The following is a 24926-nucleotide window of genomic DNA, read 5'->3' on the forward strand; positions in this document are numbered from 1 at the left end:
GCCCCGCCCCGCCCTGCCGCGCGCTGAATGGTCCCTGCTCCCTTTATCGTCGCGTCTATTGCGCATCACCTGTGGGGCTTCGTTCAAAAAAGGTCGCATCCGTCTCAAGACATTCTCGAGGGTGTTGCATGCGTTTTGGAATATCTCAGGCGTCTTGGAGAGCCCAGAAACGGAAAGTCGTAGTACCCGCTTTCGCCTGCAGCCGTGCGTCGATGGCTCGTTCTCTAGGTTACCCTGCATCGCAGGCACCGGGTCGCGGAAGCGTTTTCTGCACGGGAAATATGGTCGGCCATGCGTCTGACCGTTCGCGCTACCCGCCGGCCATAAGCGAAGAAGAGCCGCGAGGCGTTTGCAGCGGATTGTCTGGATCCGTTGCTCGCACCCAATGGCGGATCGGACTATGCCGGAACAGGGTTGGTGGACTTTGGGTGCAGGAATTTGCCGTTCGGCGGCTTTAGCCTCTGATGTCTTTCGGTGTTTTGAACTATCAGGCATGCGGGGTGTTCAAATCACTGGAGAATGTGTGTTGTCACTGGGTTCGGGTGATCAGGAAAGCCGACCCGGGACAGCTGTCAGTTTGCAGCCAGGGTGCACCAAGGGCGAAGAGACGGCCGGCGTCAAATCGGGACTTCTAATCAGTCGCGGCACCGTGGCAATCAAGGGCCAATGAGGAGCGTCCTGATGGGCAATGGCGCCGTGCTCCGCACTATCGACCAAGGGGGAACTTCAAAAGTGCGCCCTCGCCTCCCAATCGATCATAGCCATCGTCAAGATATGGCGTGGGCTACGATGTCTTGAACCGAAAGAATTCGCCGCCCGGTGTCTGTGCTTTGGCCTTTTCATCAAGGCAGTTAACCCTGATGCCGCTATTCGTGACGCCGTGTAGCAGCCCAGCCATTGCCCCCCTCGCCCACGCGCCAAGCAACTCTTACGATGCTGGCAGTCGCAAAAATTGCTTTGCCAGATTGCGAGGGCGAGGCTAGCCATCACGGCTTGGACCTTATGAGCAAATGGCGATGCAATGATCCATGCCTGGCTCGCACCCTGTTATGCTCTGCGCGCCGCCTTAGCGTCGAGGGACATTTGATCACGGAGGCGAAACTGGCGAGGTTTGTTTCTTGAGGCTGTATTGAGCGTACCTGTGTAGGTTCAGGCGGCTACCATGCGTGTGGTGAATACATCAGCTTCCTGCTTTGGGTACTCGGTTTGGCGGTGCTCCTGTGGTCGTTCCGACGGCGAGAAGATGGTGCGCGCAAAGCGAGTAATCGAACGTAGGCATGGTGCACTAGTTTCCAATCAGCGACGTCGCAAATCGCGGTTGGCGGCTCAAGGGTTCCCGGTAGATTGGAAGTCCAATCAGAGCGGTTGTCTGCAATCTTTTTCCACCCCTGTTCTTCGTTCGCGAGGGGTGACGGTCTGGTTTCATGAATGGTCGCCGACTAACTGGAAGCTATTCTGAAGGGAGCATCGACTTTCTCTCAGATGCCCCCGGGCTCGTTACGCCCCTACCCTTCTTCGTTAGAGCGACGATGTCATTGCCTTTATTTTTATAGGTGTCTTTTTGCCTTCTTGGGGCTTCCTACCCATCAGAACTGGTGCCATGTGGCCCAATAGCTCTGCTCTGATTACTGCATAATTTCGCCCAACTAGTGTCGCTGTCCGTTCCTGTTGTTGAGTGAGAAAGGGTGTTGCGACGTTGGTTTAGGCGTTAAATACCAGAGGTGAGTGAAACTATTCTGCCTACGTCACCAAGGCCACTAGACGAGCGTTATGAGGCCGAATCTCACTGTTTCGTCCTAGTTCAGCGGTTTGGGCATTTGTTTGAATAAGTCTTCTTCTAACGGCCATGCGGCGGAGAGGAGCAAATATAGCAATTGCTATATCGCGTAGACGAGCAAGCCGAACGGGTTGCCTACTCCGACCTCTAACGAGCGTCGTTCGCAGTTTATAGCAATTGCTATATTCGATACTCCAAGGACCAGATTTGGAAAAGACGGGTATTGCCGGTCGGGAACTGTCTAGTTGACATGGGGCTGGGCAAGCCATTTGACGTGAGCCAACGTTCCCAAGAGGTTCCTAGGAGAGGGCTGCGGAGCAGCGCAATTTGTCTCGCTTTTCGACATCCGGGGCTGATGTTCCGAGTGCGAATGCCAGGGCATGTTAGTCTAGACCATCAGTGAGTGGCGCGTGCGGGTCAGGCGAAGGCCTCAGGGGCGTTGCGTGTCGATTTGATGTTTTTCTGACTTAAGAAGCATCGGGCAAGGCGCAGACGATAGCGTGTAGGAAATATAGTTTTTTGGAGGGGCTGGCAGACGCTTTGAAGAGGCTTTAGCTCAACCTATCTTCTGTTCGCCTTCAAGGGTGTTCGTGTTGTCCCGAATGCGCTGCAGAGTTCGCGTAGAGGAGAGGTGGACGGTGAAGCAGAGGTGGAAGCGGTTCAGTCAGCGATCCCGATCGGACGGGGCAATAGCTTGGCCCGAAGTCGCAAGCAGATATCCGGTTTGATGCTATCGGCATCGCTTCTCTTCCAGCGCGAGGGGCTGTCTGCAGGATCCAGCTGAAGTTCCGTCTTTCGGGTTTTGCAAGACAACGAATGGTGTGTTGGTGGTGGTCCAGAACATATTCAGCGCAGTAGGGGAGGGGCGGTGTGTGGCGTGAGAAAGTGGGCCTGGAATCTGCGCACCCTTCTGCACATGCCCCGAGGTGCAATCCAGTTACAGGTCACTTGAACCCTTTGAGGTTAACTGCCGGCGGGCGGGGCTAGGCTCTCTGTGATGGTCATTGTGGCGGGCCATGCAATCTTGGTTTTGTGGCTGCTGTCGCGTAACACCTTCAGAACTTCTCTTGCAATTGTTTGGCCCAGCTCCTTCAGGTCGATGTCGTAAGCCGTTAGGGGCGGGTGCAGGAAGGGGAGAGGCTTGCTCCGTCGAAGAGCTGCAACCGAAAGGTCTTTGCCAGGCGATAGTCCTGCTTCCTGCAAAGCGGAGTAAACGCCAAAAGCCATAAGGTCGTAGTTGAGCAGCAGTGCAGTCGCGCGGTTTGGCATGTCAAGGAGTTGGCGTGTCACCTGATGGCCACCGGACTCGCTGACTTCGCATTCGAAAATGAGATCAGGGTCGAATTCCAATCCCGTTTCTGCAATGGCTTTTTTAAACGTTTGGCGCAGCAGGCTGGTGATGTGGGATAGGGCAGGGGGCACCGTAATCGCGATACGCTTGTGTCCGAGTTCCACCAGCTTGCGGATTGTCTGGCCGACGTAGCCTTCGAGATCAAGATCGATCCATGGATGTTGATCCGCCAAACTAGACCGGCCGAGTGTCAGGAACGGAAGTCGCGACTTGAGCAGAAACTCGATCCGCGGGTCGTTTTTCATGGTGGTCGTGACAACAATGGCGTCCGTAGTGCCACGTGCGATCACGCGTTTCAGAAACGCGGTCGGGTCGGTTGCGGAATGGCAGGGCAGGATGATGAGATCGTAGCCTTCCCTTTCGAGCTCTGCCAGCATGGCATCGATCGCCGGCATGAAGAAATTGTCGCCGCTCCACAGTTTCGTCTGACCGGTTTCGAGCATGAAACCGATGGTCTGCGTCGTTCCACGACGGAGGGAGCGCCCTGAGGCGTTTGCGCTGTATCCCAGTTCAACAGCGGCGTTGAGCACCCGCTCTCGGGTCTTGGCATTTACGTCCGGCTTGTCGTTCAGCGCTCGCGAAACGGTTCCAATCGAAATCCCAAGATGTTGCGCGAGGTCTTTTATGTTCAATGAAAAGGACTCCTGGAGCAAATGCCGAGACCGTTTGCGAAAAGATCTTGGTGAAAAGTTACTCTGCGACATTGCACCGTAAACGTTTATGGAATGCAAGCGACAAAAGCAAGGAAGTGCCGGTCGTCAAGGACCTAAAGCCACCTGGAGATCTGAAAAGGGGGAGGGGAGGGGGCGCCAACTGGCTTCAATCAAGCAGCAGGTCAGCCCTGCTGAACCTCAAAAAACAGACTGAGGTGGGAAAGTCTTTCCGTTTGAGGAAGCCTGCTTTCAAACCCTAAGTTTCGATCCACTCGCACAGAAAAGCAGTCTGCTGGTCACTACTTTCCGAGGTAATGCTCAGTGTGCCACATTCCCTTTATCGGGGTCACGTCCTGCTGGTTCTCTTGAAATTCGTGCCACCAGCGTGCGGCTTGCCAGATTGCTTCTGGACAACTGGCACGGCTCTCCAGGCCAGGTGTCAGATCGTAACCGTTGGCGGAGCACAGAGCCTCGATGAATGCGGCCGACGGAATTCCATAGCCGTCGAACAAAGGATTGGTTGCCCGGCCGACACCCCAGGCGTAGCCAAGCCAAAGCAGAAGCAATTCAACGCAGTCCAGGTCAACACGCTGCTTCTTGAACTGTAGAATGGTTTTCTTCATCTCGCTCAGTTTCACCGGAAGCTGCATGAGCGCTATGTTGGGGTACATGTTCTTGCTGGCGTAGTTGGAAAGGTGGGCCTCTTCGACAGCGTTGTCGGAGGGTGGGTAACCAAATCCCTCTGCCGGCTCCAGAGGGATTTCCCAGATCGCACCTTTCTTTGTCGGGCCGGATCCTTGAAGCAGCACGACATGTGACCAGTGGCTTGGACTCATGTCGTTTCTGAGGTGGCCCTGGGCGACGCGTGTATGAAAATAGGCCTTCTGTTTGCCGCCGATGAGGACCAGATAGGACAGGCCGCTTGCGCCCTCTCTGCTTGCCAAATCTTCAAGATTTCTATTGACCCACTTAACGTTGTCTTCGTTTCTATGTCTGACCGTCTGCACGAATTCCGGATTAAGGTCCTTGGCCGAAGAGGCAATGATGTTCAGCATCTGAAATCTCCCTGAGGCCGGTTATCTGAGAAGTCCAAGCGGGACCACTCTCGGATTGGCCGGGCGTTTGTGGATTTCGTAGTAGGTAACTTTGGCTTCGAGCGTATTTGCGGCTTTACGCAGGGCAAGCATGGCGAATTGATCGCCCTGGTGTTTGTAGAGGACTTCAGTTCGGAAGCGTTTGCCGAAGAGCTGCTGCGCAAAATACGGCTCCGCATCGGGCGCTTTTGAATGACGTGGCCAACGCGCTTCCTCACCTTTGAAGAACTTGCGAAACCCAGCGCCTATGTTCTTGAGCTGGTCGCTGCCGACGGTAGACACCAACGAGGAAGGCGAGCAGACGATTTCAATGAACCGGGTCCTTCCGGCTTCCTTGATCCTGGTAACGCGCCCCCAGTGTACATCCCCTGTCAGAAGCAATACGGGGCGGCCGGCGTCGGAAAGCCGCTGGAGTGCTGTAACGATACCTACATAGTCGCGGTAATTGGACAGCAGCCAGTCTGCAACGGCACCCTGAAATTGGCCAACCGGTTTGTCCAGGAGCGATTGACCCGTCACAACGGCGCCGATTTTCTTTTCGTCGATTAATCGGTCCACCCAATCGTTCAGCTGCTCAAGTCCGCTGGGAGCAAGAGTTGCGCTGCGGTCTTCTGCCCGGTGAGTGCGCTGATCAAGCACCATGATCGAGAGTGGATTGACATCAATTTCAATGTTGTCTCCGCGATTTGCGGGCGTTGCGCATTGGAAGGCGTCGAAGAGCTGGTCTGCGGCGCTCTTCCAGCGTTGCCTGGAACTCTTCTTCCAGGAGTTTTGAATGATTGGAGAGCGGTGCGGGAAATTGTTCCAATATTCGTGGTCATCTGCACAAAAGACTGCCGGAGCGGACTTCAACAGGGCATCAAGACCGAAATATGTGGTCCAGTTGGTTTTGTAATATCTTTCAAACCTGGCAGCCAATTTGGCTTCGTTGTCGGGGTAATTGTTGAGTGTTGGCAGGTCGAGATAGACCTGGTCGCCCATAAACAGGGAAAGATCCTGTCGTTCTGCTGTCGGAATGTTCAAATAGGTTTGCGTAACAAGTGCTTGATGGTTTTCGGCCTGGTGGAAGCAAGACACCAGAAGAATTCGAAACCAGGCATCGTGGGAAAGAGTTTCCGGGAAATGTCTGATCTTTAATTCAGTTGACTGGGTCGGTGTCGCAACTGAAACCCGATTGACGGGGCCGAATGAGCCTTCGACCGGGAACTCATAGACGCCGGTGAACGAGGCAGCGCCAAATCTGTGAGCAGGCGTAAGCGGGCGCAATGGGGTCGGCTCAACGGCTTGGTCGTTGAGTTTCCACTTCAGTTGCAAGGGAGGTGCTTCTTCTCCCGTATGATCAACGCACAACCATACGCGTATCTTGTTTTTCGGTGCGGTTCGCGTGAGCAGCGTCAGATTGGTCACGGCCAAAGACCTAACAATTGAAGGTCAGAGTTTAGTCAATTCAAGCCGCCACAATCAAGGGTTTAGTGAATTCAGCCGTACGTCATGTTCTGCGGAAGATGAGATCCGCGTCGGATTGGTGGGGTGTATGGTGCGCTGGGGCGCACTTTGCCAGCTGGGTTACCCGACGGCTATTCAGCAGTCTTTCGCCAGGCCTAGGAACCGTGTTTGGAGAGCAGGGGCATGAAGCAGGAAAAAAGTTCGGCCTGTGATGAAATATTGCATTTGCGGTAGAGTTGCTTGCGAATGACCTTAACCGTCTGGAAGCTGATCCCCAGCCTCAAGCCGATTGAAACCGAGGAATGGCCGCGCAGGATCAAAAGGGCCACCTCTGCCTGACGCGGGCTGAGCTTGACGTCCAGTTCCTGTTCACCTGCGGTGATCAATGTGCTGGTGAGATCGGCTTCGGAATACTCTCCACCCCCCTCAAGACCGGACCAGTGCTGCTCTATCAGGCTGCATACGATCGGCGCCAGCTGGCTCGCGAGAAGCAAGTCGCGGCTGGAATACTTGCGTGCCGATGAGGCGTCTCTTCCAAGGCAGACATGAACCGACACTCCGTCGGACGGGTAGGCGACGTAAGCTATTTCGTCGATAAGTGTCGTGCGCTGGTAATAAGCCGCGAAATACTCGTTTCGATGGAACTGGTCCGGTGCGATGTCCTTCAGTCGGTAAAGACCGCGCGGCTCTTTCTCCACGTGCAGGGCATGAAAGGGATCAAGCAGATAAATTCCGGATACATAGTCGGTGTCGAGCTTTTCATGAACACGTCTTTCAACCGATTGCGCAAAAAGCACTTTCGGTTGCCTGTCCTGGAAATAGGCGAGCATGGTGGTATTGTCGATTTGGTAGCATCGGCTAAGCCATTGAAAGAGCGTGTTTTCAAACGTGTTTCTGCCGATTGAAGCGATGGCGTCGCCAAGAAGTTTCTCTGCTGAATTGGGAAGACGCACCGCATACCTCTTTGGGGGTATATACCCCCGAATTTTATATTTTTACGATCAAATTCATAAATTGAGGGGTATCACCAAGAGGTGCGTATGACTAGTCCCGGGATTGCAGTCTCAGTCGAACAAGTCGTCAAACGCTACGGAAGCGTGACAGCCCTTCACGGTGTTTCACTGGATATCCGGGAAAACGAATTCTTCACTCTTCTGGGGCCGTCAGGCTGCGGCAAGACAACCTTGCTGCGCGCGATAGCCGGATTTGAAGACGTCACGGAAGGCCATATCCGGCTGAAGGGCAAGGATCTGGTTGATCAGCCACCGTTCAAGCGGCCGGTCAACACCGTATTCCAGCAATATGCGTTGTTCCCGCACATGAGTGTGACCGACAACGTCATGTTCGGGCTGTTGCGCAAGGGCTGGAGCCGGCAAGAGGCGGAACGCCGCGTGCGGGACGTTCTGGAGCTGGTTCAACTGTCGGACTTTGCCGCTCGAAAACCGGGCCAGCTTTCCGGCGGTCAGCAGCAGCGTGTTGCGCTTGCCCGGGCGCTTGCCCCAAGACCGGAAGTCCTGCTTCTCGACGAGCCGCTCTCCGCCCTGGATCTGAAACTGCGTCAGGCCGTGCGCATGGAGCTCAAGGCCATTCAGCGGGAAACCGGTATTGCCTTCATCTTCGTGACCCACGACCAGGAAGAAGCGCTGACCATGTCGGACAGGATCGCCGTGATGTCGTCAGGTCGCGTGCAGCAAGTGGGCCCACCACGGGAAATCTACGAAGCGCCGGTCAACCGTTTTGTCGCGGACTTCATCGGTGAGACGAACCTGCTGGATGTCGAGGTCGAGTCCGTCAATGACGGCATGGCCAAGGTCCTGTTGCCTGGAAACCGACGCTTCGAATGCCCGGCAGCAGCTGTCGAAGCACGGGGGGCAGGGCACTTGTCCGTGCGGCCGGAGCGTATTTCCATTTGTGCAGAGGCCGCCGGAGACCTGATCGCAACGGTCACGGGGCACACCTATCTCGGCACTGACAATCAGCTGCACGTGAAACTGGTCGACGGCGAAGTGATGAGTATCCGTCTGCAGAACACGGAAAGCACACTTCTCCCGAAAACCGGCGATGTGATCGGCCTCGAACTGGAAGCAGGCGCTGCGCGTCTGCTGGCAGACTGATGGCGGCCGGAGCGCCCGTCGGCGCAGGCGGAACGTCCAATATCTACAAGGGTAGCGGCTGGAAACTGCTATTCCCCTCCTGGGTCATCATTGGCATCTTTCTGCTCGCACCTGTTCTGATGATGGCTGTCTATTCCTTCCTGACGAAGGAGTTTCGGGGCGGCGTGATCTGGGAGTTTTCGCTCAACGCCTACGATCAGTTCTTTTTCGATCGCGGCCTCTTCGGCGATGAGCCTCCCACGCTGGAATGGACCTATATCGGCATCTTCTGGCGATCCATCTGGCAGGCGGGACTTGCCACCATCACCTGCCTGTTGATCGGGTTCCCGACAGCCTGGTTCATTGCCACGAGAAAACCTGAATCCCGTTCGATCTGGCTGTTTCTCGTCACCATTCCCTACTGGGTGAACCTGCTGATCCGGACAGTCTCGATGAAGTTTCTGATCCGCGACACCGGCCCGCTGAACGAGTTCCTGCTGTCGCTCCACGTGATCAATGAGCCACTCGGCCTTATCAATACGAACTTCGCGGTGCAGCTCGGCCTGTTTTATTCCTACCTTCCCTTCATGGTGCTTCCGATCTATGCGGCGGTGGAGCGCTACGACTTTTCCCTGTCCGAGGCAGCGGCAGACCTCTACGCGAGCACCTGGACCATCCTTTGGCTGGTGATCCTGCCGGTCGTCAGGCCAGGCATCATCGCGGGCTGCATCCTGGTTTTTGTTCCCTCCCTCGGGGCCTTTCTGGCGCCGGATCTGCTGGGCGGTGCAAAAACCTTCATGATCGGGTCGCTGATCGAGGAACAGTTCAAGGGCAACGCCGGAAACTGGCCCTTCGGGGCCGCCGCCTCGATGATCCTGCTGACCATCGTGATGTGCGTTCTGCTGGTCTATGCCCGCAACCAGAACAAGGCGGAGGCGCGCTGATGGCTGCTTCGACAAATCTGCGCCGCTTCCCCGGCTTTCTCACGGTCACGATTATCTGCCTTTTCGTGCTTTATGCCCCTCTGATCGTCGTCGCTGTCTATTCCTTCAACGCGTCGACCTCGATCACCAATTGGGGCGGCATTTCCCTGGCCTGGTATGTGGATGTGTTCACCGGGCCGGAAGCACCAAAGTTCCAGCAGGCTGCGCTCAATTCCATAATCATCGCGGTTTGTGCCTCCATCGTTGCAACCATTGTTGCTACCCTCGCGGCCGTGGCGATGACCCGTGCCGGCCGTTTCCGGGGTAAGACCCTGTCCTTCGCGCTGATCAATCTGCCGCTGATGGTGCCGGAAGTGGTAACCGCCGTGGCAAGCCTGGTGTTTTTCTCCGCAATCGGATTCACCACCGGTCTGACGACCATCCTTATCGCGCACACCGTCTTCTGCATTCCATTTGCCTACCTGCCCATTTCGGCACGGATGCAATCGATTCCGGACATGTACGAGCAAGCCGCCATGGACCTTTACGCCACGCCGCGCGAAGCGTTCAAACTGGTGCTGCTTCCGCTGATGACGCCTGGCGTTCTCTCCGGCTTCCTGCTCGCCTTCATTATTTCGCTCGACGACTTCCTGATTACGAACTTCGTCAAGGGCGCAGGTATCGAGACCCTGCCGACAGCCATCTTCGGTTCCGTCAAGCAGGGCATCAAACCAAACATAATGGCCATTTCCACCCTGATGCTCGTCGTATCGGTGGTCTTCGTTTCCCTGTCCTGGCTGATTGGCCGGATGGGGCAAGAAAAAACATAAGCAGCTGAAACAGCAACCAACCAGACAGAGTGGAGATATTCATGAGGAAACTACTCGCATCAACCGCCGTGGCCCTGTTGGCCCTTACCGCCGGGGCCCACGCCGAAGGCAAGCTCTCGATCTATCACTGGTTCGAGTACATTCCGCAGGAACTGCTCGACAAGTTTGCCGAGGAATATGACGTCGAAGTCACCATGGACACGTTCGACAGCAACGAAGCCCTGCTCGCCTCGCTGAAGGCAGGCAAGCTGGGTAGCTACGACGTGGCCGTGCCCGGCGACTACATGGTCAAGATCATGCGCGACGAAGGCATGCTGGACACGTTTGAAGCGTCCGAGCTGCCCAACTTCGGCAACATCGAAGACAAATGGGTGGACGTCGAGTTCGATCCGGGCCGCAAGAGTTCAATTCCCTATCAGTGGGGGTCAACCTCGTTCTCGGTGAACAAGGATGTCTACAAGGGCAAACTCGACAGCCTTTCCTTGATCTTTGATGCGCCGGCAGAGCTGAAGGGCAAGATCAATGTGCTGGACACCGCGGGTGAAACGCTGACCCTGGCGTCGCTTTACCTCGGCATTCCGCAGTGCACGTCCGACCGGTCCCAGCTCAAGGAACTCAACGCTCTGGTTCAGAAAGCCAAGGGCGACTGGGCTTCTTTCGGCTCTGACGTTGCCAAGGATGTTCTGGTTTCCGGCGATGCCGCTGCCGGCATGATCTGGTCGGGCTTTTCCGCCAAAGCGCGCGCGGAAGGCGCCAACATCGAATATGTCTTCCCCAAGGAAGGCATGATCGTGTGGATGGACAACGTCGTACTTCTGAAGGACGCCCCCAACCGTGAAAACGCGCTGAAGTTCATGAACTTCCTGCTGGATCCGGAAAACGCCGCCGCTGTCACCAACTACGCGCAGTACACCGCGGGCGTGAAGGGTGTTGGCGAATTCCTCAAGCCGGAAGTTGCCAACTCACCTGAATCCAATCCGCCGGCAGACCAGAAGGGCGTCTTCGTCCAGGCCTGTCCGGAAGACGTTCAGGTTCTCTATGACGCCATCTGGACCAACCTGAAAAAGTAGAAACAAGGTATCGGAAGATCATGAAACTGGCGCTTTATCAGGGACCTGCCACCTGTGGGGACATCGAGGCGGGGTTCAACCGGCTCGAAACCCAGCTGACGGCAGCCGCCATGGCAGGCGCCAGTATGGTCGTCTTTCCCGAGCTTTTTCTACCCGGGTATAACCGCCCCGATCTGCACAAATCCCTCGCCCAGCCTCTGGGCGGGGAATGGTGCGGGCGGTTGTCGAAACTGGCTGAGAAAACCGGTTGCGGTCTGACAGTCGGTTGGAGCGAACGCTGCGATGAGGCTGTCTATAACGCCGCAACCGCCTTCGGCCCCAGCGGCGAACGGCTTGGTCATTATCGAAAGATCCAGCTTTTCGGCGAGATGGAAAAAGCCAGTTTCAACTTCGGCACACATTACACGGTGTTCGAGTTCTGTGGCCGCAAGACAGCAATTCTCATCTGCTACGACGTGGAGTTTCCGCAGCATTGCCGGCAACTGGCAGATCAGGGCGTTACCCTGGTGCTGGTGCCGACCGCCAACCCGCAGCGTTTCGAGCATGTCTCCCACACACTCGTGCCAGCGCGAGCGGCTGAAACCGGGCTGACCATCGCCTACGCCAATTTCTTCGGTGCCGATGGGGATCTCACCTTTGGCGGCAACTCCTTGATTGCCGGTCCCGATGCGCAGCTTCTGGCAAGCGCTGGGGTCGGAGAAACACTTCTGGTCGCGGACCTCGCACCAGTATCAGACATCCCGCGGGACCTTCTGTCCCGGCAAGACCTGGATTATCGGGAGGGAAATTTCCAATGAACATCAAAACGGATATCAACACAGATGCGGTTTTGACCGCAGACACCCACCTGATTCAGTCCTTTGCCGACTTGAACCTGCTCAAACAGGATGGTGCCCGTACAGTGATCGTCGGTGCCGAAGGTGCCATGGTGCGTGACAGCGAAGGCAACGAGCTTATCGATGGTATCGGTGGGCTGTGGTGTTCCAACGTCGGTCACGGACGACGGGAAATCATCGACGCCATTACGAAGCAGTTGGGTGAACTGGACTTTTATTCGACGTTTTACAACTTCACCCACCCGACTGCCGCGGCGCTTGCGGAAAAACTCGCCCAACTGGCACCTGGCCAGCTCAACAAGGTCTATTTCGGCAATTCGGGGTCCGTCGCAAATGACAGCGCCGTACGCATCCTGCACCACTACAACAATCGTCTGGGGCGTCCGAAAAAGAAAAAGATCCTGAGCCGCATCGGGGCCTATCACGGCTCGACGCATCTTGCGATCGCGATGACGACACCAGCCTATTCCGAGGGATGGGATCACGTAGAGGGCCTCGTTCACCACCTCAAAAGCCCGCATTACTGGCGTGAAGGCAACGGTATGACCGAAGCCGAATTCTGCGATGCGCTTGTCGAGGACCTGAAGGACACCATTGAGCGTCTGGGTGCGGAAAACATTGCTGCCTTTGTTGCCGAGCCTATCCAGGGCGCTGGCGGCGTCGTCGTGCCGCCTGCGGGTTATCATGCGCGAATGGCGAAGGTCTGCGCGGACTATGACATCAAGTACATCGCGGACGAAGTGGTGACCGCCTTTGGCCGCCTTGGCCATTTCTTCGCATCGCAGGATGTTTTCGGCCACGAACCGGACATCATCAACACGGCAAAGGGACTGACCTCCGGCTATCAGCCACTGTCGGCCACCATTGTCTCCGACGAAATCCATGAGGTCATTTCACGTCCGGGGGGCATGTTCCTCCATGGCATGACGTATTCCGGTCATCCGGCCGCAGCCGCTGCGGGCCTTGCCAATATCGCGCTGATGGAAAAGGAACAGATCCCGGAGAAGGCACGCACGACCGGCAAGCTGTTCGAGAACACCCTGCGCGGCCTCGCGGATCTCGATATCGTTGGCGAAGTCCGGGGTAGCCACTTCATGATGGGTCTGGAGTTCGTCAGGGACAAGGAGACCAAGGAGGGGTTCACTCCGGAGGATGCCATCGGGCTGAAACTCGCCCGTGCCGCCCAGAAACGCGGCCTGATAGCCCGCCCGCTCGGCAATATTCTGATCCTCTCGCCGACACTCATTCTGACCGAAGGGCAAATCGGCCAGATTGGCGACATCTTGCGTGAAAGTATTGAAGACGTAAGTCGAAACTTGTGACACCTTCGCGCCGGGGCACCCTGAACATGGGTGCCCCGCATCGTTCAAAGTAGGATTGTCTGCAAGTTTCGCCTCATGTCCAACGCCTACGCATTGCTTGAAAAACTCATCGCCTTTCCAACCGTGAGCCGGGATGGAAATATCGACCTGATCAGATGGGTGCACGAGCTGCTCAGCCAGGCCGGGATCAGGTCCAGGCTTTTGCCTTCGGAAAGCGGCGACCGAGCCAACCTGTTTGCGACCGTCGGCCCGGAGGGGCCCGGCGGAGTCGTGCTTTCGGGTCACACCGATGTCGTGCCCGTGGAGGGCCAAAGCTGGACCAGTGATGCCTTTTGCCTGCAGGAACGGGACGGCCTTCTTTATGGCCGCGGCACTGCCGACATGAAGGGCTTTGTTGCCTGTGCCATCGAGGCCGTTCTCGGGACGGTTCACAAACCGCTCCACACCCCGGTGCACCTTGCTTTGTCCTATGATGAGGAAATCGGCTGCGTCGGCGTGCGGCCCATGCTGGAGGATCTGGCAAAAGCCGGGCTGAAACCTGACTGGGTAATGATCGGCGAGCCGACCTCGATGCGAGTTGCGACTGGCCATAAAGGCAAACTGGCTGCGCGTGCGACCTGCTGCGGACACACCGTTCATTCGGCCCTGGCGCCCACTGGGCTGAACGCGCTTCACATGGCTGCGGATTTCCTGTCGGAGATCCGGACCCTTCAGGAAGAGACCCAGGAAAAAGGGGCGCGGGATCAGGCCTTCGACATACCTTACACCACCTTGCATGCGGGCATCCTGAAGGGGGGCACGGCTTTGAACATCGTGCCGGATACCTGTGTGCTCGATTTTGAAATTCGCAATGTTGCTGAAGAAGATGCGGAGACCTTTCTGGATCGATTGCTTGAAAAGGCCGCTCATCAGGAACGTGGCCTGAAACAGCGGTTCCCTGAAGCCCGGATCCGGATAGACGTTCTGAACACCTATCCGGGGCTGGAAACCAAAAGCGACAGTCCGCAGGTTTCCGGCGCGCGTGCACTTTCCGGAAGCAACGCCCCCTTGAAGGTTGCTTTCGGCACGGAAGGCGGGCTGTTCCAGCAGCATTTCGGCGTGCCTGTGGTCGTTTGCGGACCAGGATCAATGGACCAGGGGCACAAGGCCGACGAATTTATTGCCCGAGACCAGATGGAGCGCTGCCGGCAGATGCTGGCGCGGCTGGTGGAGACACAAGCCGGGTGACCGGCCACGACCGCATGAAAAACTAATCCTGAGAGGACCTGACCAAAGATGACGATCGAGAAGGTGGATGCGCTGGTGGTAGGCGGTGGACAGGCGGGCATCGCGATGAGTGAGCATCTCGGCCTTGCCGGCCTGTCCCATCTTGTGCTGGAGAAAAAGCGGATAGCCGAACGCTGGCGGTCCGAACGCTGGGATTCTCTGGTCGCCAACGGCCCTGCCTGGCACGACCGCTTTCCAGGCCTCACCTTCGACGGCGACCCGGACGCTTTTGTCCCCAAAGAAGCCGTGGCAGACTATTTCGAGGCTTACGTGAGGAAGATCAACGCGCCGGTCAGAACCGGTGTCGAAGTGACAAGTGTAACCCCTCTCGAACGCCGTCACGGTTTCCGCGCTGAAACCTCGGAAGGCGTCATAGAGGCTGACACGGTGATCGCGGCAACCGGTGCTTTCCAGGTCCCGGTCTTCCCCAAACTGATCCCCGACATGCCAGGGCTTACGCAGATCCACTCTACGGCCTACCGCAATCCAGAACAGTTGGCAGACGGGGCGGTGCTCGTTGTCGGAGCAGGGTCCTCCGGCGTGCAGATTGCGGAAGAACTGATGAACTCCGGCCGCAAAACCTATCTTTCCGTCGGGTCCCACAATCGGCCCCCACGTTCCTATCGCGGCCGGGATTTCTGCTGGTGGCTTGGTGTTCTGAACAAATGGGATGCCGAGTTCGTTCCCGGATCCGAACACGTCACCATAGCCGTTTCCGGTGCCAACGGCGGACATACGATCGACTTCCGCAAGCTCGCGGATCGCGGCATGACGCTGCTTGGTATGACCGGTGCCTGCGAGAACGGTGTATTGACCTTTTCCGACGACCTTGCTGAAAACATCAACGCAGGTGATGAGAACTACCTGTCGTTGCTGGAGGAAGCCGATGCCTATGTCGACGCCTACGGTCTCGATTTGCCGCCTGAGCCGGAAGCCAAAATTATCGGTCCTGATCCTGAGTGCGTGTCACACCCTCTTCTTGAACTGAATCTGAAAGAGGCTGGCATCACCACCGTTATCTGGGCGACCGGGTTTGTCCGGGACTACGGTTGGCTGAAAGTGGATGCCTTCGATGAAACCGGTGCACCGGTCCATCAGCGTGGCGTCTCCACCGTTCCCGGCGTCTATTTTCTGGGCCTGCCGTGGCAGACACGGCGCGGCTCATCCTTTATCTGGGGTGTCTGGTATGACGCCAAATACTTGACCGATCATATTGTCAAACAGCGAAACTACCGGTTTTTCGAACCTGCAGCCCAATAGCTTTTTCCATCTCTTCGAACATGGAGCCCGCAATGGCCCACACCCGCATCCGCAAATTTAATACCAAGGACACATACCCGGAACAGAACCTGGACAACGACCTGTGTCAGGTCGTTGTGGCCAGGGGCACCATGGTGTTCGTCCGTGGACAGATCGGTCAGGACCTCGACACCTCCAAGAATGTTGGCGTCGGTGACGTGAAAGCCCAGACAGAACAGGCAATGGCCAACATCAAGATGCTTCTCGAGGAAGCCGGGTCCGAGTTGGATCACATCACCAAGATCACCATCTACCTCATCGATCCGCGGTATCGCGAGGACGTCTATCGCATCGTCGGCAAGTGGTTGAAAGGTGTCTTTCCGGTCTCCACCGGCATTGTGGTGTCAGCCCTTGCCCGTCCCGAATGGCTGGTCGAAATCGACGCCACCGCCGTTATTCCAGACGCCTGATCCAGCCGACTTGATCGAGGACACAAGATGACCTTTTCCATTGCCGCCCGCTGCCCCGAGACGGGGACGATGGGCATCGCCATTTCCTCGTCGTCACCGGCAGTAGCCGCGCGCTGCGCCCATGCACGTGCCAAAGTCGGCGTCGTGGCCAGCCAGAACATCACCGATCCGTCTCTTGGAAGCCGGGGGCTGGACCTGCTTGAGCAGGGTTTCGGCGCTGAAGCGGCACTTGCCGCGCTGCTCAAGGACTACCCGACTGCCGACTGGCGCCAGATCACCATTCTCGACAGCACGGGCAAAGCCGCGGTTCACTCCGGGCGGGAGACCCTTGGTGTGAATGCCACCGCGACCGGGCGAGACTGTGTTGCTGCCGGGAACCTTCTTGCAAACACCGGCGTTCCGGCAGCGATGGTTGAAGGCTTCGAGGGGGCCACGGGCGATCTGGGGGACCAGCTGATTGCTGCCATGGAGGCAGGAACAAGGGCTGGAGGCGAGGCGGGACCGGTTCATTCCGCCGGTCTCTACATGGTTCGCGATGTGAGCTGGCCAATCGCCGACTTGCGCGTTGACTGGATCGAAGAAGATCCCATTCAGGCCCTCGGAAACCTCTGGCGTCTCTACAAGCCGCAACTTGAGGACTATGTGACACGCGCGCTCGATCCGACCGCTGCGCCCAGTTACGGTGTTCCGGGGGACGAGTAACATAGGACCTTCAGAGGGGAGGGGAGGCTTTCCCGGTGGCGGTTCCGTTGGCGAGCTTCGACGTCTTGAAGCTGCAACGGCCGCTCTTGTAAGCGTCGCGGCTGGCTTGATCGTCCAACCGCGCTAAGATACTCAGCGCAGGAAGCCCGTTCTGTCTGTGAGGACACCATCAACCGTTTTCCGTCGATCCAGGCCCTCAGGGCAATAGAGAGCGTGGCGCGCAATGGTGCGCTATGGCGTGCCGCCGCGGAGCTGAATGTCACCCGCAGCGCGATCAGCCATCAGCTGCGTCTTCTGGAGCGTGATCTTGGCTTCAAGATCATCGTGCGCAACGGCAACCAGACCGAGATCACACCGCGCGCCATGGCCTATGCCGAGGAGGTGCGCCGCGCTCTCAGCATGATTGCCACATCGACGGCTCGTGCCTCGGAAAACGGGCTGACAGGGCGATTGACGATCAGCGCGCCACCCGGCTTCGTCGCGGCCTGGCTATGTCTGCACATAGGGGACTTTCTGGCACAGAACCCGGAAGTGATCGCGAATGTCATCAGTTCGCAGAACCACGCCAGCACTGCCAATCCCGAGGTCGATACCTTCATCACCTTCGGAAAAGAGGCGCGCGCCAATGTCCTGATCGAGCCGATGATGTCGGTCGATTTTACACCGCTATGCAGCCCGGCCTATCTCAGCCGGTTCAACACCTTCAACGACCTCGGCATTTTGAAGAACGCGACCTTGCTGCATATGCTCGATTTCTCAGACTGGGAAGACTGGATGCAATTGTCCGGCCTGCCGGCAAAAGATGCGCATCGCGGCATTTGCTACTCGGACATGAATATCGTCCTCACAGCCATTCTTGCGGGTGAGGGTATCGCAATCGGTGACACGGTCTTGTGGCACAAGGAATTGCAGGAAGGCAGACTCATGCGCCCGTTTGCCCAGTCGCTGCACACTGACACGGGTTACTTCATTTGTACGCCGGAAGAGAATTTTGAAAACCCGATTGTTGTCGAATTTCATAAGTGGTTGAAGACGCGTCTGGAAATTAGCCGGTTTCGCCCCAAGAGCGAGGCGTGACAAATTTTGTTTGTCGGCACTCCCAATAAGTTTCATTTGCGGCGGACCACATCTCCTTTCTAACTTCGTGTCGAGAGTTACACGATTGGAAAGGCGCAGCGAATTTGGCAAGCACCGCGCGGACCAAAGCAGGTTTGGTCGCCAAGACGCCCAGTGCGTTCAGTGCGCCAGACAAGATGTCTCTGAACATGGCCGAAGCTGAGTTTGCTGTGCTGCTGCGTCTGTCACGGCAATGCGCTGTTTCCCCACTTCACGGTCCCGCCAGAACGCCGCTTTTCCGCTCAAGGTGTTGACGCGCCGGGTGCGCTGGGCCGGTTGACCTGCTTTTGAACCGGCTGCGCGGCCCCTGTGCTGTCACGCTCGCCAAAAAATTCAAGACTGAACCAAAAAGGGTGCCCGATGCATTTTGGTCTGACCGAAGAACAGGAGATGATCGTCTCCACCGTTCGCAGTTTCGTGGAAAAAGAGATTTATCCGCACGAAGCTGAAGTGGAGCGCACCGGTGAAGTGCCGGCTGAGATCGCTCAGGAAATCAAGCAGAAGGTCATCGACCTGGGCTTCTATGCGTCGAACTTTCCTGAAAGTGTCGGCGGCCCTGGCCTGAGCCATCTTGAGTTTGCGCTGGTCGAGCGAGAGCTGGGCCGTGGCTCCATGGCACTCACCCACTTCTTTGGCCGCCCGCAGAACATCCTGATGGCCTGCAAGGGCGATCAGGTCGAGCGCTATCTGATGCCGGCGGTTCGCGGGGAAAAGATGGATGCGCTTGCCATGACCGAACCGGATGCGGGATCGGACGTGCGCGGCATGAAATGCATGGCCGTGCGTGATGGCGGCGACTGGGTCGTCAACGGCTCGAAGCACTTCATTTCCGGCGCGGAACATGCGGATTTCGTCATCGTCTTCGTGGCGACCGGTGTTGATGAAACACCGCGCGGTCCGAAAAAGCGGATCACCTGCTTCCTCGTTGATCGAGGGACACCGGGCTTCGAAATCGCGAGGGGCTACAATTCGGTCTCGCACCGCGGCTACAAGAATTCCGTCCTCTACTTCAACAACTGCCGTCTGTCGGATGCACAGGTGCTTGGCGAAGTTGATGGCGGCTTCGACGTGATGAACGAATGGCTCTATGCCACGCGCATCACCGTCGCGACAAATTCCGTGGGCCGTGCACGCCGGGTATTCGAGCATGCCTTGAACTACGCGGCAGAGCGTCAGCAGTTCGGACAGCCCATCGGCAAGTTCCAGGGGGTCAGCTTCCAGATTGCCGACATGATTACCGAAATTGATGCCGCCGACCTTCTCACGCTCTCGGCCGCATGGCGTCTCGACCAGGGGCTGCCTGCCAACCGTGAGATCGCGTCCGCCAAGGTCTATGCTTCGGAAATGCTGGCGCGCGTAACCGATGCTGCCCTGCAGATTCATGGGGGCATGGGGCTCATGGATGAGCTGCCCATCGAACGGTTCTGGCGCGATGCCCGTGTCGAACGCATTTGGGACGGCACATCGGAAATCCAGCGCCACATCATCAGCCGGGAGCTCTTCCGGCCGCTGGGGGCCTGATTTATGGCGAGTTTCCGCCGCTTCTTTTCTCCCAAAGCCATCGTCGTGATCGGTGGCGGAACGTGGTGTGAGAGCGTCGTGCGGCAGTGCCGTGCGACCGGTTTCGCCGGAGAGATCTGGCCAGTGCACCCGAAAAAGCCCGCTGTCGGGGGCCTGCCGGCCTATCCGGATCTGGCTTCGCTTCCCGGTGTCCCGGATGCCGCCTTTATCGGGGTCAACCGAGAACTGACAGTCCACGTGGCCGCAGAACTCGCCGCCCTTGGCTGTGGCGGCGCGGTCTGTTTTGCGGCAGGCTTCAGCGAAGCTGTATCCGAGTTGTCCGACGGCGGCGAGTTGCAGGCCCGTCTTGTCGAAGCCGCGGGCGACATGCTTGTGCTCGGCCCGAATTGCTACGGCATGGTCAATGCCCTTGACGGTGTGTCCCTGTGGCCCGACCGCCATGGGCTCGATCCGGTGGAGACCGGCGTGGCCGTGATCGGCCAATCCTCGAACGTCCTGATCAATCTGACCATGCAGCGCCGCGGCCTGCCTCTTGCCGCAGTGCTTGCGGCAGGCAATCAGGCGCAATTGTCAATTGGTCACCTTGGAAGCGCGCTGCTGGAAGATCCGCGTATCACCGCGCTGGGGCTTCATATCGAAGGTATCAGCGATCTTGCGGCTTTCGAGGCACTTGCTGCCCGGGCGGCGGAGCTGCGAAAGCCAATCGTTGCCTTGCGGGTGGGGTCCTCCGAACAGGCGCAGGCGGCAGCGGTCTCACACACGGCTTCTCTGACCGGCAGCAATGCCGGCGCGGTGGCGCTTCTCAAGCGGCTGGGTATTGCCCAGGTGGATACGCCAACGGAACTGATCGAGACGCTGAAGCTCTTGCACGTCACCGGAGGGCTGAGGTCCAGCCGGATTGCGTCTGCCTCCTGTTCCGGCGGCGAAGCGTCCCTGATGGCGGATATGGGAGAAATCGCCGGCGTTTCCTTTCCCGCCCTGACCGAAGACCAGAGGTCCGGCCTCAGAGCGGCGCTCGGCCCCAAGGTCGCCCTGGCGAACCCTTTGGATTACAACACCTATATCTGGGGCGACGAGGACGCGTTGGCGGCGACTTTCATCGCCCTTTGCAGCGCTGACATGGGCCTTGGGTGCGTGGTTCTGGATTATCCGCGCGATGATCGCTTCGAGGCGCCGGACTACGATCAGGTGCTGCGGGCGGTTGCCCGCACCCGTGAAGTCACCGGCACACCCATGGCCTTGATCTCACTGCTGTCCGAAGGCTTGCCTGAACCCATCGCCCGCCGGGCCATCGGGCTTGGCATCACACCGCTCTGCGGCATGGGAGACGCACTCAGAGCCATTCGTGCGGCTGCTCAGGCCAGCCTTGCCGGAAACGCGAACACCCGCCCCCCGCAGGTGATACAGCCCCGAAGCGGGCAGGGCGACGCGCGCGTTTACTCCGAGGCGGAAGCCAAGGAGCTTCTGTCCGGGTTCGGGGTTCGCGTGCCCCGGTCCACCCGTGCAGATGGGCCTGAACAAGCTGGCGAGAGTGCTGCGCGGATCGGCTTTCCGGTTGTGCTGAAAGGCGAGGGCATCGCTCACAAGACCGAAGCCGGTGCCGTTGTCCTGAACCTGTCCGGCGCCGGAGCCGTGACCAAGGCCGCGGCTGCAATGCCTGCGGCGCGTTTTCTGGTCGAGGAGATGATCACCGGCTCTCTGGCCGAGCTGATTGTCGGGGTGACCCGCGATCCGGCTCATGGTTTCGTGCTGACCCTGGGACTTGGCGGCATATTGACAGAACTGATCCGGGACACGGTCTCGGTTCTCGTGCCGTCCTCCCGGGAAGAGGTGCATGAAGCACTCCTCAGCCTCAGGACAAGTGCCTTGTTGAGCGGTTATCGTGGCCGACCGGCGGCCGATCTGGACGCCGTCCTGGATACAGTCATGGCCCTGCAGGATCTGGTGCGCACGCACGCGGACGCCCTGCACGAAGTCGAAATCAACCCGCTGATCTGCCGCGCCACCGGCGCCATCGCAGCAGATGCGCTCATCAGAATGGATGAACGAGCATGACTTTTGAAAACGTATTGACCGAGCGCCGTGGAGCGGTGCTGGAAGTCACTCTGAACCGCCCCAAGGCCAATGCCATCGACATGGCCACAAGCCAGGAGCTGGGCGAAATCTTTACCCGGTTTCGGGATGACCCCGAACTGCGGGTGGCCATCATCACCGGGCAGGGCGAAAAGTTCTTCTGCCCCGGCTGGGATCTCAAGGCCGCGGCTGACGGCGAAGCGGCCGATGCGGACTATGGAAAAGGCGGCTTCGGCGGCTTGCAGGAACTGCGTGGTCTGAATAAGCCGGTGATTGCCGCCGTCAATGGCATCGCCTGCGGTGGCGGGCTGGAGCTGGCGATATCCGCCGACATCATCTTGGCGGCCGAACATGCCACCTTCGCCCTGCCGGAAATCCGCTCCGGCACCGTGGCGGATGCTGCAACGATCAAGCTGCCCAAGCGCATTCCGTATCACATCGCGATGGAGCTGTTGTTCACCGGTCGCTGGTTCGATGTGGAGGAAGCCAATCGCTGGGGCCTCGTCAACCGGATCGTTCCTTCCGCCGACCTGATGAACGAGGCGCGCAAGATGGCAGACGAGTTGGCCAAGGGACCGCCGCTGGTTTTTGCCGCCATCAAGGAAGTCGTCCGAGAGGCCGAGGATATGAAGTTCCAGGATGCGCTCAACCGGATCACCCGCAGCCAGTTTGAAACCGTCGAACGGCTTTATCGGTCCGAGGATCAGCAGGAAGGCGCCCGCGCCTTTGCCGAAAAACGCGATCCGGTCTGGAAGGGCCGGTAACACGACAAGACGACAAGAGGGAACCATGCCACTTCAGATGAACCGAAACGTCTTCATCACCGCAGCCGTAACCGGGGCAGGGGCCACGCAGGATAAGAGCCGCCTTGTGCCGCGCTCGCCGCAGGAAATTGCCGACGCTGCCATTGATGCGGCCAAGGCAGGGGCCGCGATCGTTCACTGTCATGTCCGTGACCCGGAGACCGGGGCGCCGTGCCGCGATCTCGGTTATTACCGGGAGGTGACGGACCGCATTCGTTCTTCCGAGGTCGATGTTGTGCTGAACCTGACCGCGGGCATCGGTGGCGACCTGACCTTCGGCGATCCGGAAGCGCCCATGGCACTGGATGACGCCAATACCGATATGGCCGGCGCCACAGAGCGTATGACTCATGTGCGCGAATGCCTGCCCGAGATTTGCACGCTCGATTGCGGCTCGATGAATTTCGGCGATGGCGACTACGTCATGACAAACACCACCAACATGCTGCGCGCCATGGGCACCATGATGACGCAACTTGGTGTGAAGCCCGAAATCGAGGCCTTTGATACCGGTCATCTCTGGTTTGCCAGCCAGTTGGTGAAGGAAGGCGTGCTGGAAGATCCCGCGCTGGTGCAGCTTTGCATGGGCATCCCCTGGGGCGCGCCGAACGATCTGAACACCTTCATGGCCATGGTCAACAATGTGCCGGCCGGCTGGACCTGGTCGGCCTTCAGTCTTGGCCGGGACCAGATGCCCTATGTGGCGGCGGCCGCTCTTGCCGGGGGCAATGCGCGTGTCGGCCTGGAGGACAATATCTACCTTGAGCGTGGCGTCATGGCGACCAACGCCCAACTCGTCGAAAAGGCGGCCAACCTCCTGTCCACCATGGGCGCAACCTTGATGAGCCCGCAGGACGTGCGCGACCAGTTGGGCCTCGTCAAGCGTGCACCGGCCTTCGCATGAGCACCGGACCAAAACGCGTTGCCGTCATCGGCGGCGGGGTTATCGGCGGCGGATGGGCCGGCCGGTTCCTTCTGAACGGCTGGGATGTCGCGGTCTTCGATCCTGCTCCGGAAGCAGAGCGCAGGATCGGCGCGGTGCTGGATCGTGCCAGGGCCTCGCTGCCCGCGCTCTATGATCGCCCGCTTCCGGCTGAAGGTAAATTGACCTTCTGTTCCAGCATCGCCGAGGCGGTTGAGGGGGCGGACTGGGTGCAGGAAAGCGTCTCGGAACGGCTTGAGCTGAAACACAAGGTGTATGAGGAGATCGCACTGCATCTGCCCGAGGGTGGCTTCATCGCCTCTTCGACCTCCGGCTTCAAGGCGTCCGACCTGGCCGCCAAGGGCGCGCCCGTCGTCGTGGTGCATCCGTTCAATCCGGTCTATCTTCTGCCGCTGGTGGAGATCTCCGGTGAACCGGCCTTGCGCCAGAAAGCTCTGCCGGTCGTCACCTCCATCGGCATGCATCCGCTTGAGATGAAGACGGAGATCGACGCTTTCATCGGCAATCGCTTTCAGGAATCTGTCTGGCGCGAAGCGCTCTGGATGCTGAAAGACGGCATCGCCACCACGGCGGACATCGATGACGCGATCCGGATGGGCTTTGGCCTTCGGTGGGCTCAGATGGGGCTGTTCGAGACGTACCGGATTGCCGGCGGTGAAGCGGGCATGGAAAGCTACATCGAGCAATTCGGCCCGACACTGCAGTGGCCGTGGTCGAAGCTGACCGATGTACCGGAGCTTGATGCGGCGCTGATCAAGGCCATAGGCGATCAATCCGACGCCCAGTCCGGCCATATGACCATCGCCGAGCTGGAAACCCTGCGCGACGACAATCTGGTCGCCATCCTGCGAGGCCTGCGCCGCACCGGCAGTGGTGCTGGCGGTGTCATAACCCGGCATGAAGCGCATCTGGAGACGGGCGGCGAGATCGACGGTCTTCCAATCACGCTGCGCCGGGTCGTGCCTGTGACATGGACGGACTACAACGGCCATATGAACGAAGCTGCTTATCTGGAACTGGGCACCTGGGCAACCGATGGTCTGATGCAGCTTGTCGGCGCTGATGAAGCCTATATTGCCTCCGGAAAGAGCTATTTCACGGTCGATACCCGCATTCGCTATCTCGATGAGGTGCATCGCGGTGAGGAGCTGGTCGTGACGACGCAGGTGCTCGACGGGAGTGGCAAAAAGATGAGGCTGTTCCACAGAGTGCTGAAGCCGGATGGCCGCCTGTGCGCCACTCTGGAAACCTTGCTGCTGCACACAGATCTCGCTACACGCCGGGCCTGTCCACCCGAGCCCCATGTTGCCGCGCTCCTCGAAAAGCTCGCTGCGGATCATGCCGGACGACCCGCCGCAGGGGCCGGTGGGGCCGTTGGAGACCGTGCCTGAAAACTGG

At 58.4% G+C, this 24926-nt stretch carries 20 protein-coding genes; 16 read left to right on the top strand and 4 right to left on the bottom strand.

Going from position 1 to position 24926, the window contains the following annotated elements; all coding sequences use genetic code 11:
* Positions 1-2740: 2740 nt before the first annotated feature.
* The 4 genes from FMN63_RS09680 to FMN63_RS09695 form a co-directional block, all read right to left on the bottom strand.
* Positions 2741-3760 carry a LacI family DNA-binding transcriptional regulator gene (locus FMN63_RS09680; RefSeq protein ID WP_162530008.1) on the bottom strand — a complete coding sequence of 340 codons (1020 nt, stop codon included), beginning with the start codon at positions 3758-3760 and terminating at the stop codon, positions 2741-2743.
* Between the two features lie 320 nt (positions 3761-4080).
* Positions 4081-4836 carry a hypothetical protein gene (locus FMN63_RS09685; protein ID WP_148583770.1) on the bottom strand — a complete coding sequence of 252 codons (756 nt, stop codon included), beginning with the start codon at positions 4834-4836 and terminating at the stop codon, positions 4081-4083.
* 21 nt (positions 4837-4857) lie between these two features.
* Positions 4858-6282 (bottom strand): alkaline phosphatase D family protein, encoded by a 1425-nt coding sequence (locus FMN63_RS09690; RefSeq protein WP_162530009.1) that lies wholly within the window; start codon positions 6280-6282, stop codon positions 4858-4860.
* 194 nt (positions 6283-6476) lie between these two features.
* Positions 6477-7274 (bottom strand): helix-turn-helix transcriptional regulator, encoded by a 798-nt coding sequence (locus FMN63_RS09695; RefSeq protein WP_148583772.1) that lies wholly within the window; start codon positions 7272-7274, stop codon positions 6477-6479.
* Positions 7275-7361: 87 nt separating this feature from the next.
* Between FMN63_RS09695 and FMN63_RS09700 the strand changes: the two genes are divergently transcribed.
* From FMN63_RS09700 to FMN63_RS09775, 16 genes are all read left to right on the top strand, one after another.
* The gene (locus FMN63_RS09700; RefSeq protein ID WP_148583773.1) at positions 7362-8435 is read left to right on the top strand and encodes an ABC transporter ATP-binding protein; all 1074 of its coding nucleotides are present in this window, start codon (positions 7362-7364) and stop codon (positions 8433-8435) included.
* Positions 8435-9358, top strand: coding sequence for an ABC transporter permease (locus FMN63_RS09705; protein ID WP_148583774.1), 924 nt, complete (start codon positions 8435-8437; stop codon positions 9356-9358). The genes FMN63_RS09700 and FMN63_RS09705 overlap by 1 nt, the downstream gene beginning before the upstream one ends.
* Complete coding sequence (locus tag FMN63_RS09710; RefSeq protein ID WP_148583775.1) at positions 9358-10167, top strand: ABC transporter permease; 810 nt, start codon at positions 9358-9360, stop codon at positions 10165-10167. The genes FMN63_RS09705 and FMN63_RS09710 overlap by 1 nt, the downstream gene beginning before the upstream one ends.
* A gap of 41 nt (positions 10168-10208) precedes the next feature.
* A complete protein-coding gene (locus FMN63_RS09715) occupies positions 10209-11237 on the top strand; it encodes an extracellular solute-binding protein (RefSeq protein WP_148583776.1) in 1029 nt (342 codons plus the stop codon).
* A 20-nt stretch (positions 11238-11257) separates the two neighbouring features.
* A complete protein-coding gene (locus FMN63_RS09720; RefSeq protein WP_148583777.1) occupies positions 11258-12034 on the top strand; it encodes a carbon-nitrogen hydrolase family protein in 777 nt (258 codons plus the stop codon).
* On the top strand, positions 12031-13395 hold the full coding sequence (locus FMN63_RS09725; RefSeq protein WP_148583778.1) for an aminotransferase class III-fold pyridoxal phosphate-dependent enzyme: 1365 nt from the start codon (positions 12031-12033) through the stop codon (positions 13393-13395). Before FMN63_RS09720 ends, FMN63_RS09725 begins: the two co-directional genes overlap by 4 nt.
* A gap of 75 nt (positions 13396-13470) precedes the next feature.
* A complete protein-coding gene (gene argE, locus FMN63_RS09730; RefSeq protein WP_148583779.1) occupies positions 13471-14622 on the top strand; it encodes an acetylornithine deacetylase in 1152 nt (383 codons plus the stop codon).
* A gap of 48 nt (positions 14623-14670) precedes the next feature.
* On the top strand, positions 14671-15921 hold the full coding sequence (locus FMN63_RS09735) for a flavin-containing monooxygenase (RefSeq protein WP_148583780.1): 1251 nt from the start codon (positions 14671-14673) through the stop codon (positions 15919-15921).
* 32 nt (positions 15922-15953) lie between these two features.
* Positions 15954-16370 carry a RidA family protein gene (locus tag FMN63_RS09740; RefSeq protein ID WP_148583781.1) on the top strand — a complete coding sequence of 139 codons (417 nt, stop codon included), beginning with the start codon at positions 15954-15956 and terminating at the stop codon, positions 16368-16370.
* 27 nt (positions 16371-16397) lie between these two features.
* Entirely contained in the window at positions 16398-17072 is a 675-nt protein-coding gene (locus FMN63_RS09745) for a DUF1028 domain-containing protein (RefSeq protein WP_148583782.1), read from the top strand.
* Positions 17073-17258: 186 nt separating this feature from the next.
* Positions 17259-18149 (top strand): LysR substrate-binding domain-containing protein, encoded by an 891-nt coding sequence (locus FMN63_RS09750; protein ID WP_286192601.1) that lies wholly within the window; start codon positions 17259-17261, stop codon positions 18147-18149.
* A gap of 399 nt (positions 18150-18548) precedes the next feature.
* Positions 18549-19709, top strand: coding sequence for an acyl-CoA dehydrogenase family protein (locus FMN63_RS09755; protein WP_148583784.1), 1161 nt, complete (start codon positions 18549-18551; stop codon positions 19707-19709).
* 3 nt (positions 19710-19712) lie between these two features.
* Positions 19713-21764, top strand: coding sequence for an acetate--CoA ligase family protein (locus FMN63_RS09760; RefSeq protein WP_148583785.1), 2052 nt, complete (start codon positions 19713-19715; stop codon positions 21762-21764).
* Complete coding sequence (locus FMN63_RS09765; protein WP_148583786.1) at positions 21761-22546, top strand: carnitinyl-CoA dehydratase; 786 nt, start codon at positions 21761-21763, stop codon at positions 22544-22546. The genes FMN63_RS09760 and FMN63_RS09765 overlap by 4 nt, the downstream gene beginning before the upstream one ends.
* 25 nt (positions 22547-22571) lie before the next feature.
* Positions 22572-23489, top strand: a complete 918-nt coding sequence (bcoG, locus tag FMN63_RS09770; RefSeq protein WP_148583787.1) for a 3-dehydrocarnitine:acetyl-CoA trimethylamine transferase BcoG — start codon at positions 22572-22574, stop codon at positions 23487-23489.
* On the top strand, positions 23486-24919 hold the full coding sequence (locus tag FMN63_RS09775) for a carnitine 3-dehydrogenase (RefSeq protein ID WP_148583788.1): 1434 nt from the start codon (positions 23486-23488) through the stop codon (positions 24917-24919). Before bcoG ends, FMN63_RS09775 begins: the two co-directional genes overlap by 4 nt.
* Positions 24920-24926: the final 7 nt, after the last annotated feature.

Source organism: Stappia sp. BW2 (genome assembly GCF_008107695.1).
Lineage (GTDB): Bacteria > Pseudomonadota > Alphaproteobacteria > Rhizobiales > Stappiaceae > Roseibium.

Bases quoted from the DNA above. Each gene is read 5' to 3' on its own strand.
- FMN63_RS09720 (WP_148583777.1), top strand. From the start codon at position 11,258: ATGAAACTGGCGCTTTATCAGGGACCTGCCACCTGTGGGGACATCGAG.
- FMN63_RS09765 (WP_148583786.1), top strand. From the start codon at position 21,761: ATGACTTTTGAAAACGTATTGACCGAGCGCCGTGGAGCGGTGCTGGAA.
- FMN63_RS09700 (WP_148583773.1), top strand. From the start codon at position 7,362: ATGACTAGTCCCGGGATTGCAGTCTCAGTCGAACAAGTCGTCAAACGC.
- FMN63_RS09705 (WP_148583774.1), top strand. From the start codon at position 8,435: ATGGCGGCCGGAGCGCCCGTCGGCGCAGGCGGAACGTCCAATATCTAC.
- FMN63_RS09735 (WP_148583780.1), top strand. From the start codon at position 14,671: ATGACGATCGAGAAGGTGGATGCGCTGGTGGTAGGCGGTGGACAGGCG.
- FMN63_RS09745 (WP_148583782.1), top strand. From the start codon at position 16,398: ATGACCTTTTCCATTGCCGCCCGCTGCCCCGAGACGGGGACGATGGGC.
- FMN63_RS09775 (WP_148583788.1), top strand. From the start codon at position 23,486: ATGAGCACCGGACCAAAACGCGTTGCCGTCATCGGCGGCGGGGTTATC.
- FMN63_RS09760 (WP_148583785.1), top strand. From the start codon at position 19,713: ATGGCGAGTTTCCGCCGCTTCTTTTCTCCCAAAGCCATCGTCGTGATC.
- bcoG (WP_148583787.1), top strand. From the start codon at position 22,572: ATGCCACTTCAGATGAACCGAAACGTCTTCATCACCGCAGCCGTAACC.
- FMN63_RS09715 (WP_148583776.1), top strand. From the start codon at position 10,209: ATGAGGAAACTACTCGCATCAACCGCCGTGGCCCTGTTGGCCCTTACC.
- FMN63_RS09725 (WP_148583778.1), top strand. From the start codon at position 12,031: ATGAACATCAAAACGGATATCAACACAGATGCGGTTTTGACCGCAGAC.
- FMN63_RS09710 (WP_148583775.1), top strand. From the start codon at position 9,358: ATGGCTGCTTCGACAAATCTGCGCCGCTTCCCCGGCTTTCTCACGGTC.
- FMN63_RS09740 (WP_148583781.1), top strand. From the start codon at position 15,954: ATGGCCCACACCCGCATCCGCAAATTTAATACCAAGGACACATACCCG.
- argE (WP_148583779.1), top strand. From the start codon at position 13,471: ATGTCCAACGCCTACGCATTGCTTGAAAAACTCATCGCCTTTCCAACC.
- FMN63_RS09755 (WP_148583784.1), top strand. From the start codon at position 18,549: ATGCATTTTGGTCTGACCGAAGAACAGGAGATGATCGTCTCCACCGTT.
- FMN63_RS09685 (WP_148583770.1), bottom strand. From the start codon at position 4,836: ATGCTGAACATCATTGCCTCTTCGGCCAAGGACCTTAATCCGGAATTC.